Below are 16,740 nucleotides of genomic sequence, written 5' to 3'. Positions count from 1 at the left end.
TCAAGAAATAAAAGTATAATTTAAAAAATTCCCACTATTACGGGAAAGCAATATGAAAATTAAAATAATTAATAAATCAAGACACGATTTACCAAAATACGAAACCATAGCCTCAGCAGGTATGGATTTACGTGCAAGCTTAACGGAATCAAGAATACTAAAACCATTAGAAAGAACAATAGTTGGCACAGGTTTATTTATAGAGTTACCAATTGGCACTGAAGCACAAGTACGTCCAAGAAGTGGTCTAGCGGCCAAAAAAGGAATTACAGTACTTAATGCTCCTGGCACAATAGATGCAGATTACAGAGGGGAAATAGGTGTTATTTTAGTCAACCTATCAAACGAAGATTTTACAATTAATAATGGTGAGCGTATTGCTCAATTAGTCATAGCGAAACACGAACGTGCTGATTGGGAAGAAGTTACAGAATTGTCCTCTACAGACAGAGGAGAAGGAGGCTTTGGCAGTACAGGAACTAAATAAACGAATCAACAAATACACAAACATACATTTTAAGAATGAAAATAATAGTACCAATGGCAGGCAGAGGGTCTCGCCTTAGACCACATAGTTTAACAGTACCAAAACCATTAATTCCTGTTGCAGGTCAACCGATAGTGCATCGCCTAGTAAAGGATATTGCAAAAGTTTTAAAACAACCTATAGAAGAAATTGCTTTTGTACTAGGTGATCCAGCATTTTTTGGAGATGAAGTCGTTACTAGCCTAACTGAACTTGCAGAGGGTTTGGGAGCAAAAGCTTCAATCTACAGACAAGATCAACCTTTAGGTACAGGGCATGCTATTATGAGTGCTAAACCATCACTTTCTGGTCCTGCAGTAATTGCTTATGCAGATACTTTGATACGAGCAGAATTCGACTTAGATCCAACAGCAGATAGTGTTATTTGGACAAAGCGTGTGCAAAACCCAGAAGCTTATGGTGTTGTAAAATTAAACAGCGATGAAAATATCGTTGAGCTAGTAGAAAAGCCAGAAACTTTTGTAAGCGATCAAGCCGTAATAGGGATCTATTATTTTAAAGATGTAGCAGTTTTGAAAGCTAAATTGCAAGAAGTTTTAGACGAAAACGTGATGAATGGTGGAGAGTACCAAATAAATGATGGTATTAAACGTATGATGGCTGATGGCAAAATATTTAAAACAGGAACTGTTGACGAATGGATGGATTGTGGAAACAAAGCTGTGACTTTAGAAACTAATACTAAAATGTTAGGCTTTTTAGCATCAGACGGAGAAGAACAATTGATTGATGATTCTGTTGTTATAGAAAACTCAAAAATTATTGAACCATGTTTTATTGCATCAGGAACAGTTTTGCGCAACACAACAGTAGGACCAAACGTTTCTATAGGTAAAGATTGCGTTATTGAAAATTCATCCGTTAAAAATAGCTTAATACAAAACAAAACAAGTATTAAAAATGCTAATTTAGACGAAGCTATGATTGGTAACCACGTAAAGTATAATGGAGAGTTTACTAAGATTAGCATAGGTGATTATACAATAATGGAATAATTATTGAAATAAAATAGTTAAGCTATTATGTATATCGTTCTGTACACAATTAAGATAATACCTAAACAAGAAGAAAGTTTTATAGAAGCTTGGAAAGGTTTAACTGCATTGATTTACAAACATGAAGGAAGTTTAGGATCTAGATTACATAAAAAGGATGAACTAAATTTCTTTGCTTATGCACAATGGCCAGATAAAAATACATTTAATAATGCTGGTGGAAACTTACCAGAAGAAGCTAATCTTTTTAGAGAAAAAATGAAACTATCTTGTGAAAAGTTTGAAGTGCTAGAAAAATTTGAAATGATTGAAGACTTGTTAAAGCAACAACAAAGTGAATAAGAAATTTATTTTGATATTGGTTTTTATCTTCGGAATGTTAACCGTTCCGCAAGTTGCGTATACCCAAGTTGATTTCAATAAAAGACCAGACGACGATTTAGGTAATGTAGAAGACGAATTTCAAGAACACTTTTTTGAAGCCTTAAAACAAAAAGGAATTGAAAATTATGATAGAGCTGTTGATGCGCTTCATAAATGTTTAAACCTTAACAGTAAACTTCCTGTTATTTATTTTGAGCTTGGAAAAAACTATAACAAACTCAAAAATTTTGGTGCAGCTGAAGAAAACCTAAAGAAAGCTATTAGCATGCAACCAGATAATGTTTGGTTTTTAGATGAACTTTACGATGTTTACTACCAGCAAGAGGATATTAAAAATGCTTTAAAAACCATAAAGCAATTGGTTAAGTATCATCCAGATTATAAAGAAGATTTAGCAGCACTTTATGTAAGGGAGGAAAAGTACAAACAAGCCTTAGATATATTAGATGAGCTTGATGATGAGTTTGGACTGAGCGAATCTAGAGATGCAATGCGTAATGATATTTATAGTATTACGGGCAATGCAGATGACAGAATTGAAAACTTAGAGCAACGGATTGCTAACAACCCAAACAATGAGGATAATCATTTAAAGCTTATTTACAGATACAGCCAAACTGGTGATAGAAAAAAGGCTTTTAAGGCTGCGGAAAATTTATTAAAAGTAAAACCAGAATCTAAGTTTGTACATTTAGCACTTTACAAGTTTTACCTTCAAGACGGTAAGGTAGAAGACGCTATAAACTCAGTAAAAATTGCATTAACAAGTCCAGAGATTAATTCAGATGCTAAGGCAAAGGTCCTAAAAGACTTTGTTGGTTTCGTGTCTAAAAATCCTGAGTACGAATCGGAATTAATAGATATAACAGCATTAGTTGATGACAATAAAAATGCTCAAACCCATAGCGATTTGGGTCAGTACTATCTAAAAGCAGGTGACAAGGTTAAAGCGCTTTCAAACTTTAAAGAAGCTCTAAAACAAGATCCTAACGACTTTAAATTAATAAGGGATGTGCTATTACTTCAATTAGATATTAAAGATTATAAAGCGGTTGTAAATGATAGTGAGCAGGCTTTAGAATTATATCCTGCACAGCCAATTTTGTATTTAGTGAATGGCGTAGCCAATAATAATTTAAAAGCCTATAAAAAAGCAGCGAACAACTTAGAAATGGGATTAGATTTTTTAATAGATGATCCAACTATGGAAGCAGATTTCTATTCGCAATTAAGTATGGCATACAAAGGCTTAAATAATATTAGTAAATCTGAAACGTTTGCTAAAAAGGCACAAGCTATAAAAGCGCAACAATAGATGAAGGTTTTGTCATTCTTGCGAAGGCAGGAATCTAAATTTACTTTTTAAAAAATGAAAAAAAGATATAATCATATAAGGTTTGGACTTCCCAAAATTACTTCAGTACTAATTTTAGCGCTGTTAATAGTTAGTTGTAAATCTGCTAAAAAAGTGATAGCGTCTGGTGAAGCAAGTAATAAGCTTTCTGCTAAACAAGTGATAAAAGAGCATCAAAAAAATGATGCTAATTTTAAAACTATGAATGCTAGAGTTGCAATTAACTTAATTCAAGGAGAGAAAGAACAAGGGCATACATTTACGCTACGGGTAGAAAAGGATAAAGTGATTTGGTTAAGTGCTACATTGGGTATGGCACGCATGATGATAACACCAGAGAAAGTTAGATTTTATAATAAATTAGATAATGAATATTTTGATGGTGATTACAAATTACTAAGTGATTTTGTTGGTGTGGATTTAGACTTTATGAAAGTTCAGAACATTCTTTTAGGACAAGCCATTTATAACCTCAAAGATGAGCCATATAGAGTGGAGGTTAATCAAAATTCTTATGCTTTAAGTCCTAAAGATCAAAATGCACTTTTAGAGCTGTTTTACTTAATTAATCCATCGCATTTTAAGATGGATAGTTTGCAATTATTTCAGCAATTAAAGAAGCGTATACTTCAGGTAGATTATAAGTCGTATCAAGAAGTAGATAAACAAGTTCTTCCTAAAAATATAAGAATAGTCGCTGTTGAAGACAAGGATGAAGTTGCAATTAATATGGAATTTAAATCTGTATCTCTAAATGGAGAGGTACGTTTTCCGTTTAAAATTCCTAAAGGTTTTAAAGAAATTGAAATAAAATAATGAGTATAAAACGTTTCCATATTACACTAGTTTTTGCATTGTTATTGTCTTGCTTTGCTGTATCAGCGCAAAGCGATAGACAAAAAAAATTAGAAGCTCAACGTAAACAAATGTTGAGAGAAATTAAGGAAATGAATGTGTTGTTGTTTTCAAAAAAGAAAGAAGAAAAATCGGCAATTACGCTTATTGAAGATCTGAATTATAAAGTTAGTACTAGAAAAAACCTTATTAGAATTACTAACGAACAAGCTAATCTGCTGACTAGAGAAATAAATACCAATCAAAAAGAAATTACGAGTCTTAGAACACAATTACAAGAGTTAAAAGACGATTATGCTGCTATGGTAGTTAAATCATACAAAAGCAAATCTGAGCAAAGTAAATTGATGTTTTTGTTGTCTTCAGATAACTTTCAACAAGCCTATAAAAGACTGCAATATATTAAGCAATATAGAACTTATCAAAAAGAGCAAGGTGAAGCTATTAAAAGTAAAACCAAAGAGCTTCAAGAGCGTAATATTCAATTATCTAAACAAAAGGAAGACAAGAAAAAGCTCATAGAAGAAAACCGAATTGCTAAGCGTCAATTAGAGAAGGAAGTTAAGGAACGTGAAGTATTAATGGCTTCTATAAAGTCTGATATGAGTAAATTTGCAGCTCAGATTAAAAAGAAAAAACAGGAAGCAGACAAATTAGATAGGGAAATCAATCGCTTAGTTAGAGAGGCTATTGCAGCATCGAACAAAAAAGCAGGAAAAAAATCGTCAACTGGTAATTTTGTATTAACACCGGCAAATAAAAAGCTTGCCGTTAATTTCGAAGCTAATAAAGGTAAACTTGGTTGGCCTGTAACTAGAGGAGTTATTAAGGCAAAATTTGGTAAAGGACGTTCTTTAACTGATAGTTCTGTTGAGGTAAATAATCCAGGTGTAAAAATTGCCACAGAAAAAAACGCTGAGGTTAAAGCCGTTTTTAATGGTGAAGTTTCTAGAGTAGTTATCGTAAAAAATGGTAATCCTGCAATAATAATTAGACATGGTAATTATCTTACGATCTATACGAATTTATCTAAAATAAAGGTGAAATCGGGTGAAAAAGTTAAAACAGGTCAAGTTATAGGTGAAGTTTTTACTAGTAAAACTACTGGTGAAGCACTATTGGGCTTCAGAATATATAAAAATAGTCAGAAGTTAAATCCTCAATACTGGTTAGCAAAGCACTAGACATATACATGTAGTCATTCTGAACTTATTTCAGAATCTAAAATCTGAAAACAAATTTCACTTTTAGAGTTTAATATTTTCAAAAGGTTAATTATAACACCTATACCCTTACCACGACATAACCCTTGCGAGTTTTTCTATAATGTTTTCCATTAAAATAATAATAACGCTTCCCTTTTAACCTCACCACTTTATATTGCCTAGGCAACTTTTTTACTACGGTAACTTTTGCCGGCTCTTTTACCACAACTCTACTTGCACAAGAATTAAAGCTTAGTGCAAAAATTAATACTAAAGTGTAAACTAAATATTTCATCATTAATACATTTGGTTAATGATAAGACTAGAGTGATTTAAAAAGGTTTAATGAAGCAATTCCTGAGATACTGAAATAAATTCAGCATCTCAGTATGTACGGTTTTTATTAGAGTAACTTAGTTTGTCATTCTGAACTTGTTTCAGAATCTGCTACTCAAAAAGCGCCTTTAACTCAGTAGCGTCAGAGGGTTTAATCTTACCAGCCAAGAGTAAACTCAACTGCTTACGTCTCAGTGCAGCATCGAAACGTTGTTTTTCTAATTCAGTTTCTGGGACAAGGGCTGGCACTTTTACAGGGCGTCCGGTTTCATCTACAGCAACAAATGTATAAATAGCTTCATTAGCCTTAACACATTCACCAGATTCTCTATCTTCAATCCAAACATCCATATATACTTCCATAGATGAAGTAAATGCTCTCGATACCTTAGCCTCAATCATTACAACACTTCCTAAAGGCACAGAACGATTAAAAGCAACGTGATTAACAGATGCTGTAACTACAATACGCCTAGAGTGACGTCTGGCAGCAATACTTGCAGCTCTATCCATTCGCGCTAGTAACTCACCACCAAATAGATTATTGATTGGATTGGTTTCACTTGGTAAAACTAAATCTGTAACAATGGTTTTAGACTGAAAAGCAGTTCTTGATTGCATAAATGTTTAAAATTTGTGCAAAGATAAAGGGAATTTAAATGGTAGATGTGCGATTTAAGATTTTAAATTCTGAATAACTATAAAAATTGGTGCATAAGTTTCCGAATTGAATAACGAAAATTACCGGAATTCGAGTCTATTTAAAATTTACTTAAGCTTCTTTATTAACAACCAAGCATCACGATTATGGTTGCGACGAACTTTATTAAGCTCGCGCTGAGCCTCTGCTCTGGTTTCAAAACTAGCATATACTACTTCATGCAGTCCATAACGGTTTTTACCAATTTTTCTAGCTTTATAACCTTTTGCTCTAAGTTGATTTACTTTTTTATCAGAATTGGCTTCCACTCTAAAAGCACCAGCTACAATATGGTAATTCCCACTTTGTTTATCGAGAGATAATGTTGCAGCAGGTAATGGATTGCTAATTATAAAAGTTGCCTCTTGTACTCTAGCATCAAGCTGTTCGTTGGCTTGTTCTTGTGCTAATTGGTTGTACTCTTCTATAGTATTATTGTAATATTTTGCAGCGCCAAAACCACCTAATCCTAATACAATAACTGCCGCAGCAGCATACTTTAACCAATTATTGTTAGAGCGTTTTTCTGGCGTAAAAGCAATCGGAGCTTTTTCTTCAATATTTTCAACAGTTTCTTTATAAACCTCTCTTGTTATATCAGAAGATGTAAAATGCGACAGTCCAAAAGAATCTGTTAGATAGTTGATATGACTAGATGGGTCAAAAACCATTTTTCCATCAGCATTTAAAGCTAATTCGCCAATATTTTTAAACTGAATCGTTTCTCCTTCTACTAAATAAGACTTTATAGATTTTACTTTTTTAGAAATCTTTTCTGTAGCTGTTGCGTATGGTATTTTTTCAACCTCAGCGATATAATTGGCTAATAAACCATCGTTATTTTGCAATTGCTCATTAAAAGATAACACCTTTTTTGGAGGATAAAAAGTGTGTGTAGTTTCATGTACTTTAGCCGAAACACGATTGGTTAAAAATGCTCCAAATCCAGGAACCGTTACACAATCATATCGGTATAAAAGGTCGCTAATGTAAGTCTCTAACTGCATATAATAGCAAAGTTAAAATTTTTTAATTCTGAATAAAGTTTAGTGCGATTTAGTTATTAACATCAGAAAAATTTAGTTTCTTGTAGGTTTGAAATCAATACTTTAAAATGACAGAACGAGACCTAATCTATGCTTTAGCTTTACAACATGTGCCAAAAATTGGGTCAACAACGGCAAAAAAGTTAATAAGTCATTGTGGTTCTGCCGAAGCGGTTTTAAAAGAAAAGACATCTAAGCTTTTAAAAATTGATGGCATAGGCACTATTACTATTGAAGGACTTTTTGATAAAGTTCACCTTGAAGAAGCCGAAAAAGAATTAAGATTTATAAAAGACAATAATATTGTTACGCATTACTTCACCGAACACACATATCCAGAGCGTTTAAAACATTGTATCGATGGACCAATAGTATTGTTTCAATCGGGTAACATTAACATAAAACAACAACGTATTATTAGTATTGTTGGTGCACGAAAAATTACAACTAGCGGCATCACTTTTTGTGAAAAACTAGTAGAATCATTATCACAATTTAATCCCATTATAGTTTCTGGTTTTGCTTACGGTACTGACATTACAGCCCATAAAGCAGCTGTAAAACATAATTTGCAAACTATTGGTTGTTTAGCTCATGGTTTAAACCAAATTTATCCAAAGGTGCACAAAAAATATGTAGCAGATATTGAAAATCATGGTGGATTTTATACCGATTTTTGGAGTACAGATCCCTTTGACAGAAACAATTTTTTAAAACGAAATCGTATTATCGCAGGGCTTAGTGAAGCTACCATTGTGATTGAGTCTGCAGAAAAAGGCGGAAGTTTAGTTACAGCGGACATTGCTAACTCTTACAACAGAGAAGTATTTGCAGTACCAGGACGCACAACAGATAGCCAAAGCGTAGGTTGTAATAATCTTATAAAGTTTCAAAAGGCACATTTGTTATCTAATCCATTAGACGTTCCTTATTTGCTAAACTGGGAATTAGAAAATGAGAAAAAGCCAGTAGTACAAAAACAGTTGTTTGTTGAGTTAGAACCCGACGAAAAAATCATTTATAACTTCTTAAAAGAGAATAATAAAGAATTGTTAGATGTCATTGCACTACGTTGCGAAATGCCAACCTATAAAATTGCTGGTATTTTATTGAATATGGAATTAAAAGGGGTTGTTAGACCTTTGCCAGGTAAGTTGTTTGAGGTAATTTGAATTCATTAAAAGGTAAGAATCTTATTTTTTATAATTTAAAGGTAAGTGAAAGCCTGTTTTAGATGCTTCCTCTTCTATACTAATAAGCCATATCTCATTTCTTAACTTGTTAAGTTTTTCTGGAAATAATACGTTCATATATACCATTTTATCATAGCCTTCTGGCATATAAAGAGTTGTTCCATAATAAGTAGATTCACTATCAACATACCAACTCACATAATGATCATAGGTTTTTGCATATTCAGAGGGTGTCAAATTTCCTTTTTCGACTTCAAGCCATAGAAAATCAATAAATTCTTTTGCATCATCTTTATTAATAAAACCAGCAACGGCGTGATTAAGTAGCATACTAATAGATTGATTATTAAATCTTGAAACAAGCCCACGACTAGGAAATTTATTGTTTTTTAATAGATCTAGCATCAAATAACTATTTCCAGAACCAAGATATTTTGCTATTGTATTGTATTCTGATTCCTCAATACCTTTTTTGGGTAATATGTTTAATCTAACTTGTTGAAAGTAATATTCATTTTGTAATAAAACCTCATAGGTTTCATCTTGAATTACATCTATGTTCTTGAGAAAATTTTCACGACTCTTTTTCATTTCTTTTTCATTTCTCGTTGCCATAGTTTTTATAAAACTTGCATAAGGACTTTTAGACTTTTCATAATTAAACAAAAAGCCGTTCTGATAATTAACTTTATATGGAAGATTTTTGAAGTTTTCATCATCTTCAAATTGATAACCAGAATCGATTGACTTAATAAAATATTTGTCAGAGTTATTTAAATCACCTTTTTTATAATAGGTAAATGCTAAACTTTTTAAATCCCTTGCGAATGGGCTTGCTACCTTAAAAGCTTTTATAAAATAGAATATAGTAGAGTCTAAATTTTTGAAACTCTTAGCTTTATTAATGGTTTTGTGATACGTTTTGTAATCATTGTTTTGAGCATTCAACTTGAAATGAAAAAGACAAATAATAACAAAATAAAAAGTAAGTTTTTTAAATAAGAAATGGTTCATTACATAATAATTTATAGTAATGAATATATTCAAAATATACTTAAGAACAGCTTTATATTATAAATTATGTTTTATTGGGCATTGTATAATTTAATTAATACCCAACCTTCTCTCTTACACGTTTCAATACTGCATCAGCAACTACCTTAGCCTTGGCAGCACCTTTAGCTAAAGCGGCATCAATTTCTTCGAGATTATTCATATAATATTCATAACGCTCTCTAGGTTCTGCAAAACGCTCTAAGATTAACTCGTATAAGGCTTGTTTAGCATGCCCATAACCATAATTGCCAGCTTCGTAATTAGCTTTCATTGTAGAAATTTGCTCATCGGAAGCCATTAAATTATATAACGCAAAACAGTTGCATGTTTTCCAATCTTTTGGATCTTCTAAAGGAGTACTGTCGGTTTCTATAGACATTACCTTTTTACGTAGTTGTTTTTCTGGCAAAAAGATATTGATAAAATTCCCTCTACTTTTACTCATTTTTTCACCATCTGTGCCAGGAATAAGCATTGAGCTTTCTTGTACTTTTCCTTTAGGCAAAACAAAAGTTTCTCCCATTTTAGTGTGAAAACGAGAGGCAACATCACGAGTCATTTCTATATGTTGTAATTGGTCTTTTCCAACAGGTATAATTTCAGCATCGTATAATAAAATATCTGCAGCCATTAGCATAGGATAAGTAAACAGGCCAGAATTAACATCCTCTAAACGATCTGCTTTATCCTTAAAACCATGAGCCAATGTTAAGCGCTGGTATGGAAAGAAACAGCCTAAATACCAAGACAATTCAGTAACCTGTGGTATATCACTTTGCCTATAAAACACTGTTTTTTCTATATCTAAGCCAAAAGCTAACCATGTAGCAGCAACAGAATACGTGTTATGTCTTAATTCTTCAGCATTTTTTATCTGTGTTAAGGTGTGTAAATTCGCAATAAATAAATACGATTCATTATCGCTATTTTTAGATAATTCGATTGCCGGTAAAATTGCACCTAAAATATTGCCTAAATGAGGTGTTCCTGTACTTTGTATGCCTGTTAGTATTCTTGCCATGCCAACTTCCTGCGAAAGCAGGAATCTCTTTAAATGTTAAACGATGCGCAAAGATAATTTTTTTAGTAGAACTATTTACTTAGTTTTGATGCTATGATAATTTTTAAGTATCCATTTTGGTTATTATATCGTATTTGGTTCTACATTTTAGTAGCAATTCCAATAATTGTTCTGTTTCCTTTACTCATTATTTCTATTTCTAGAGAACAATGGTATCCTTACTTTTTTAAACTTGCGCGTTTTTGGGCCAAATTTATTTTAGTAGGTATGGGCTTTAATTATAAAATTATAAAAGAAGAGGTGCCAGACCCTAAAAAGAGCTACATGTTTGTGGCTAACCACACGTCTATGGCTGATATAATGCTAATGTTGGTTTCGGTAAAAAATCCATTCGTTTTTGTAGGTAAAAAGGAATTAGCAAAAATTCCATTGTTTGGTTTTTTTTATAAACGAACATGTATTTTGGTAGATAGAAGTAGTGCTAAAAGTCGGCAAGCAGTATTTTTGAGGGCACAACGCCGTTTAAAACAAGGTTTGAGTATTTGTATTTTTCCTGAGGGAGGTGTGCCAGAGGAACGTATTCTTTTAGATGCCTTTAAAGATGGTGCGTTTCGTTTAGCAATAAATCATCAGATACCTGTTGTGCCAATTACATTTTACGATAATAAAAAGCGGTTTTCTTACACTTTCTTCAGTGGTGGACCTGGTAAAATGAGAGCTAAAATTCATAAATTTTTTAAAACAGAAGGCTTAAAGGTTGAAGACACTAAACCACTAAATGAAAATGTAAGAACTATAATTTGGGAGGAATTAAGCAAACCTGTAAAATAAAAAAAGCTACCCTAACCACGAGTAGCTTTTGTAATTACTGCTTCACCATTGCTTAATTGAGTTGCAATAACCTAACCTAATTTAAATTTCACCTAAAACTTAAAACTTAATCCTGTATATACACCAATAAAGAAAGGCTTAAAATTACCAGACGTATTATTGAATGTATTTATTTGATACTTGAACGTTGGTTCAAGATTGATATTCCATTGTTTCGATAAGCTGTAGTCCATACCTAAACCAAGATTAGCACTAAAGCTTGTTGAGTTAATATTATTAGCTTTACCAATTAATGTTGAATTTCCATCTATATCAGCATAGATTTCATTATCACTTAAAAAGAAGGTGCTAAAACCTCCTATAAGATTAACTCCAAACTTCTTATCTACAAGCTTGTATTCTATCTCTAAAGGCACTTCAATAAAACCAAATCGTTGATCAATATCTCCGGCTTGCTTAACATCATCATTATTTGGTTTAGACATAAGAAAATATTTGTTTGCATGCATAAAAGAAACTGTATTCATGCCATCCTCATATTCTAAATTATTTATATCCGTATTCTCACCGCGTAATAACACTTCGCCACCTGTGAAGGTAATAACATCTGAAGTCACATGATTAAGATGTACGCGGTTAACACCAGCACGTATTTTTATTTTGTCAGTCACAGCATAAGAACCAGCGATACCATAACTCATGTTAATGTCTCCTGCTTTTGTGTTACCGTTAAATTGATCGTTAATTGGTGAACCTTCACCTAAAGAACCGAAATAAACAGGCGCAACATTGGGCGCAATGCTCCACCTGCTTTGTTTATCTTCTTCTTTTTCATCAATATCTTTAGTCTGTTCTGCAATAGCATCGACAATAGATTGCTTTTCTGGTGTTTCTATTATAGAATTTTTTGTTTCTAGTTCATCAATATCTTTTATGCCAGTTCCTTTAGTTTCAGAATCCGATTTTTTTGATGAGGTATTATCTGCAACAGCAGTATTATTTTCTTCTACCGACTTTTTAAGAACTGATTTTATTTCAGTTTCATTTACAAGATTAGTCTTATTATTTTGCTCAGTATTTTTAGTATTTAATGCAACTTTAGTACTGTTCGTTTGATTTGGATTTGTTGATAAAGCACTACGCTTTTGAGAAGCTGTGGTGTTTTCATTCTCTTTTTTATTGCCATTAGAATTATTAGCAACAGTATTTAGCTTGGTCTTATTAGGACTTGTTAATTGTTTAGAAGCATTGTCTTTTCGAGGCACATTGCTTTCGTTATTATCCTTAATTAAGCTTTTGTTTTTATCAGAATCAACAAGATTAACTTTATCATTAACAGTATTAATATCTTTTTGATTTGTGCTTGTTGGAGTCTTTAAATTACCATCATCTTTAATAGATTCGGTTTTATCTATATCTACAATTGGTAGGTCTTGCTTGCTGTTTCCATCAGAATTAAAAACCGACACACCAATAGTTAGGAGTAAAGCAATAACTGCAGCAACTCCACCTATTTGCCACCAAAGCGCAATAACTCTACGCTTTTTCTTTTTGTTAGGAAGACTTTCGTTTATACGATTCCAAACAGCATCATTAGGTACTGCTTCAAAATCCTTAAACTTTTCTTGAAAAAGTCTGTCTATGTTCTTTTTACTGTTCATTGGTTATAATGATTGCGAATTTGGACTCGCATTGTAACTTTCTATTTTATCTTTTAAAATCAGCCTAGCACGTGCTAAGTTAGATTTTGAGGTGCCTGTTGAAATATTAATTAATTCGCTAATTTCTACATGAGAGTATCCGTCTAAGACATACAAATTGAAAACCAATCTATATCTGTCTGGCAATTCTTGAATAATTTGTAATAAAAAATCAAGACTTACATTCTCATCGTCTATATCTACAGAAACATCTTCAATATTACCTTCGTTTACTATATCATAAACTCCAACATCTTCTCTGTAGCGTTGCAATGATGTGTTAATTGCAATTCGTTTTAACCAACCTTCAAAAGAACCTTTATTGTTATACTGATCTATTTTACTAAATACAGTTATAAATGCATCATGCAGATTGTCCTCTGCTTCTGCATAGTTTTTAGAATACTTGAGACAAAGCGAAAATAATTTACTTGCATATTGCTTGTATAATTGACTTTGTGCCTCAGCATCTTGATTAATACAATTTTTAATGAGTCGGTCTAAACTCACATTAGTGTTGGAATTAATTAATAATCATTCTAACTATTCATCCTTTGTAACTTCATCTTAATAAATTAAGACAAGTGTACCTTTTGTCATTAATTTTTATAAATAATTACAATCAATTTCATCAAGTAGATGCAAAAAGTGCAAAAGGGTTGCGTCTAAAAATAAAAAAATCCTGAATTTTTTCAGGATTTTAATTTTTTCTATTCAGAATCATTAATCAAGGCTCGTACTTTTTCCTCTAATTCATCCATGAGATCGGGATTATCTTTAATTAAGGATTTTACAGCATCTCTACCTTGCCCAAGTTTTGTATCTTGGTAGCTAAACCAAGAGCCACTCTTTTTTACTATATCATGTTCTACTGCTAAGTCTAAAACTTCACCAACCTTAGATATACCCTCTCCATACATAATATCAAACTCTGCTAACCTAAACGGTGGTGCTACTTTGTTTTTAACCACTTTAACTCGGGTTTTGTTACCCATAACGTTACTGTTACTATCTTTTATTTGGGTAGAACGTCTTATGTCTAAACGTACAGAAGCATAAAATTTAAGAGCATTACCACCAGTTGTAGTTTCAGGATTTCCAAACATTACACCAATTTTTTCACGTAATTGGTTAATAAAAATCATAGTACAGTTGGTTTTGCTTATAGAGGCAGTAAGTTTTCTTAAAGCTTGAGACATTAAACGAGCATGTAAACCCATTTTTGAATCGCCCATTTCACCTTCAATTTCACTTTTAGGTGTTAAGGCAGCTACAGAATCTATTACAACAATATCAATAGCACCAGAACGCACTAAATTATCTGCAATCTCTAAAGCCTGCTCACCATTATCGGGTTGAGAAATGATAAGATTTTCTAAATCTACACCAAGTTTTTCGGCGTAGAAACGATCAAAAGCATGCTCCGCATCTATAAATGCTGCAATGCCTCCTGCTTTTTGTGCCTCAGCAATAGCGTGTAACGTTAATGTTGTTTTACCAGAAGATTCAGGACCATATATCTCAATAACACGTCCTCTTGGGTAACCACCAACTCCTAAAGCAATATCTAAACCTAACGAGCCAGACGAAATAGCATCTACATCAACAATTGCCTGATCACTCATTTTCATTACAGTTCCTTTGCCATAGGCTTTATCTAATTTGTCTAAAGTTAATTTTAAAGCCTTTAATTTTGCGTCTTTTTCACTACTCATTTCTTCTGTGTTTTTCTTAATTATAAACATCAAAAATACCACTTATTTTAATTTTATTACGCAACCATTTTACACTTTTTACATCTTACCATAATAAAGGTTAGAGTTGTGATGAAAACCTTGATTTAAAATTAAGGAAAGTCTTCGAAGCTTCATTACGATGATAGTAAAGTGTGCTTATTAAAATAAACACAGTAGTTCAAAATAGGTGTTTTACAAGAATATACTAGCCTTTTATTTCGTATTTAATCAAATCATAAATCAACTAACATGAAAAATATTTTACACAAATTATCAATGATTTTGGGATTAGTATTTACATTTTATGGCTGCTCAGAGGATATAGAAGATGATAACTTAGAAATTAATGTTGAACCAGAAGTTGCATCACAATTAATAGAGGATTTATACGCAAAGATGTATACTCCAGGTTCGGGTGGTACAGGAGAACATGATGATTTTGGACATAAAACGTATGATATATTTTCCGATTTATTAATTGGTGATATGGCGAAGTCGTATGAATTTGTTGGTTCAGGAGGATTAGCTCCTTCTGTTAATCAAGATTATTTTGGCACTCTAGATTTTACCAATTCAAATAACTACAAAGTTTGGATACAATACTATAGTATTATTGAAATTGCAAATACTATTTTAGATTTATATGGAGGTGATACTGCGGATCCACAAGACGATGCAGACCGTCATTTTTTTGGACAAGCCTTAACTATGCGCGCTCACTCTTATTTTTATCTCACGCAATACATGGCTAACGATTATGATCCTGAAGCACTAATACTGCCTATTTACAGAGAATCGAGTAGTGATTATGCACCAAAATCTACCACAGCAGAAGTGTTTCAATTAATTGAAAATGATTTAAATAAAGCTATTGATTTATTAAAAAACTATCAAAGGCCTTCTAAAAAACAGGTTAACGAATTTATGGCTAAAGCTATTTTGGCATATGCCATTGCAGCGCAAAGAGATGTGTCTCGTCTTAATGAGGTGGTACAATTATGCGATGAAGTTATTGTTAATAGTGGAGCTACTGTAATGGACGAAACAGAAGTCGTTGGAGGGTTTAACAATGTAGAAACACCAGGTTGGATTTGGGGTGTAGATCTTACTTACGACATGAATATTGGTTTAATATCGTGGTGGGGACAAGTTGATTACTTTTCATACAGCTATGCAGCTGTTGGTGATTCAAAAGCAATAGATCAAAATTTGTATGATGAAATACCTATAGAGGATGTACGTAAAGAACAGTTTTCTAATGAATCAGGTGTTAACTATCTTCAACCACTTTATAAATTTTATGATTCGGATAGAGTTCGTTTAGGAACAACAGAAAGTACACAGAGTGATTATGTATATATGAGAATAGCAGAACTTCACTTATTAAAAGCAGAATGTTTAGCTAAATTAGGTCAAGATGTGGCTGCGAGGATGGCTCTTTCGGAAGTTTTAACTCAACGATTACCAAATGTAAATTACCTAAACAGTTTATCAGGTGTTGCATTAGAAGACGAAATCTATTTACAAACGCGTATTGAATTTTGGGGTGAGGGGAAGGCATATTTAGCACTTAAGCGCAATGGAAGATTTACTGGTGTCAATGGTCAAAACCACTATTATCAAGATTTTATTGGTGCATCATTTCCCCATAATGACGAACGTTTAACTTTTGAAATTCCACAATCAGAAATTGAGAACAACCCATTTATAAATGAACAAAATTAATTTTTTTCAATTTTATCACGCAACCATTTTACACTTTTAGCATCTACTAATTGAAA

The 16,740-nt window shown here is 32.5% G+C and carries 17 protein-coding genes; 9 read left to right on the top strand and 8 right to left on the bottom strand.

The window, feature by feature from the left end:
- Positions 1-52: 52 nt before the first annotated feature.
- The 6 genes from dut to H8K90_RS04860 are packed head-to-tail and all read left to right on the top strand — an operon-like array spanning position 53 to position 5,319.
- Entirely contained in the window at positions 53-487 is a 435-nt protein-coding gene (gene dut / locus H8K90_RS04885; protein ID WP_186844802.1) for a dUTP diphosphatase, read from the top strand.
- A gap of 35 nt (positions 488-522) precedes the next feature.
- Positions 523-1,542, top strand: coding sequence for a sugar phosphate nucleotidyltransferase (locus H8K90_RS04880; RefSeq protein WP_186844801.1), 1,020 nt, complete (start codon positions 523-525; stop codon positions 1,540-1,542).
- A gap of 27 nt (positions 1,543-1,569) precedes the next feature.
- Positions 1,570-1,884, top strand: a complete 315-nt coding sequence (locus H8K90_RS04875; RefSeq protein WP_186844800.1) for an antibiotic biosynthesis monooxygenase family protein — start codon at positions 1,570-1,572, stop codon at positions 1,882-1,884.
- Entirely contained in the window at positions 1,877-3,241 is a 1,365-nt protein-coding gene (locus H8K90_RS04870) for a tetratricopeptide repeat protein (protein ID WP_315970266.1), read from the top strand. Before H8K90_RS04875 ends, H8K90_RS04870 begins: the two co-directional genes overlap by 8 nt.
- A gap of 54 nt (positions 3,242-3,295) precedes the next feature.
- Positions 3,296-4,096, top strand: a complete 801-nt coding sequence (locus H8K90_RS04865; RefSeq protein ID WP_186844799.1) for a DUF4292 domain-containing protein — start codon at positions 3,296-3,298, stop codon at positions 4,094-4,096.
- Positions 4,096-5,319, top strand: a complete 1,224-nt coding sequence (locus H8K90_RS04860) for a murein hydrolase activator EnvC family protein (protein ID WP_186844798.1) — start codon at positions 4,096-4,098, stop codon at positions 5,317-5,319. The genes H8K90_RS04865 and H8K90_RS04860 overlap by 1 nt, the downstream gene beginning before the upstream one ends.
- Before the next feature lie 100 nt (positions 5,320-5,419).
- Here H8K90_RS04860 and H8K90_RS04855 read toward each other — a convergent pair whose 3' ends face one another.
- From H8K90_RS04855 to H8K90_RS04845, 3 genes are all read right to left on the bottom strand, one after another.
- The gene (locus tag H8K90_RS04855; RefSeq protein ID WP_186844797.1) at positions 5,420-5,638 is read right to left on the bottom strand and encodes a DUF6515 family protein; all 219 of its coding nucleotides are present in this window, start codon (positions 5,636-5,638) and stop codon (positions 5,420-5,422) included.
- Positions 5,639-5,787: 149 nt separating this feature from the next.
- Positions 5,788-6,297: an acyl-CoA thioesterase gene (locus tag H8K90_RS04850; RefSeq protein WP_186844796.1), complete on the bottom strand. Its 510-nt coding sequence runs from the start codon at positions 6,295-6,297 to the stop codon at positions 5,788-5,790.
- 147 nt (positions 6,298-6,444) lie between these two features.
- On the bottom strand, positions 6,445-7,383 hold the full coding sequence (locus H8K90_RS04845; protein WP_186844795.1) for an HU domain-containing protein: 939 nt from the start codon (positions 7,381-7,383) through the stop codon (positions 6,445-6,447).
- A 107-nt stretch (positions 7,384-7,490) separates the two neighbouring features.
- On the opposite strand from H8K90_RS04845, the gene dprA reads away from it, so the two are divergent.
- Positions 7,491-8,594 (top strand): DNA-processing protein DprA, encoded by a 1,104-nt coding sequence (gene dprA / locus H8K90_RS04840; RefSeq protein WP_186844794.1) that lies wholly within the window; start codon positions 7,491-7,493, stop codon positions 8,592-8,594.
- Positions 8,595-8,615: 21 nt separating this feature from the next.
- Here dprA and H8K90_RS04835 read toward each other — a convergent pair whose 3' ends face one another.
- Both H8K90_RS04835 and trpS read right to left on the bottom strand, forming a co-directional pair.
- The gene (locus H8K90_RS04835) at positions 8,616-9,563 is read right to left on the bottom strand and encodes a hypothetical protein (protein WP_186844793.1); all 948 of its coding nucleotides are present in this window, start codon (positions 9,561-9,563) and stop codon (positions 8,616-8,618) included.
- A 160-nt stretch (positions 9,564-9,723) separates the two neighbouring features.
- Positions 9,724-10,692 carry a tryptophan--tRNA ligase gene (gene trpS / locus H8K90_RS04830; RefSeq protein ID WP_186844792.1) on the bottom strand — a complete coding sequence of 323 codons (969 nt, stop codon included), beginning with the start codon at positions 10,690-10,692 and terminating at the stop codon, positions 9,724-9,726.
- A gap of 93 nt (positions 10,693-10,785) precedes the next feature.
- Between trpS and H8K90_RS04825 the strand changes: the two genes are divergently transcribed.
- Complete coding sequence (locus H8K90_RS04825; protein ID WP_186844791.1) at positions 10,786-11,523, top strand: lysophospholipid acyltransferase family protein; 738 nt, start codon at positions 10,786-10,788, stop codon at positions 11,521-11,523.
- 92 nt (positions 11,524-11,615) lie between these two features.
- On the opposite strand, the gene H8K90_RS04820 is transcribed toward H8K90_RS04825, so the two are convergent.
- The 3 genes from H8K90_RS04820 to recA form a co-directional block, all read right to left on the bottom strand.
- Positions 11,616-13,184 (bottom strand): hypothetical protein, encoded by a 1,569-nt coding sequence (locus tag H8K90_RS04820; protein ID WP_186844790.1) that lies wholly within the window; start codon positions 13,182-13,184, stop codon positions 11,616-11,618.
- A 3-nt stretch (positions 13,185-13,187) separates the two neighbouring features.
- Positions 13,188-13,733, bottom strand: coding sequence for an RNA polymerase sigma factor (locus H8K90_RS04815; protein ID WP_186844789.1), 546 nt, complete (start codon positions 13,731-13,733; stop codon positions 13,188-13,190).
- Between the two features lie 200 nt (positions 13,734-13,933).
- Complete coding sequence (gene recA, locus H8K90_RS04810; protein WP_186844788.1) at positions 13,934-14,938, bottom strand: recombinase RecA; 1,005 nt, start codon at positions 14,936-14,938, stop codon at positions 13,934-13,936.
- 270 nt (positions 14,939-15,208) lie between these two features.
- Here recA and H8K90_RS04805 point away from each other — a divergent pair, with 270 nt between their 5' ends.
- The gene (locus H8K90_RS04805; RefSeq protein WP_186844787.1) at positions 15,209-16,684 is read left to right on the top strand and encodes a RagB/SusD family nutrient uptake outer membrane protein; all 1,476 of its coding nucleotides are present in this window, start codon (positions 15,209-15,211) and stop codon (positions 16,682-16,684) included.
- Positions 16,685-16,740 lie beyond the last annotated feature (56 nt).

The organism is Winogradskyella echinorum (assembly GCF_014297365.1).
In the GTDB taxonomy this organism is placed as follows: domain Bacteria; phylum Bacteroidota; class Bacteroidia; order Flavobacteriales; family Flavobacteriaceae; genus Winogradskyella; species Winogradskyella echinorum.
The sequence above is the reverse complement of the archived record's forward strand: the minus strand, read 5'-3'. Positions and strand labels throughout refer to the sequence as shown.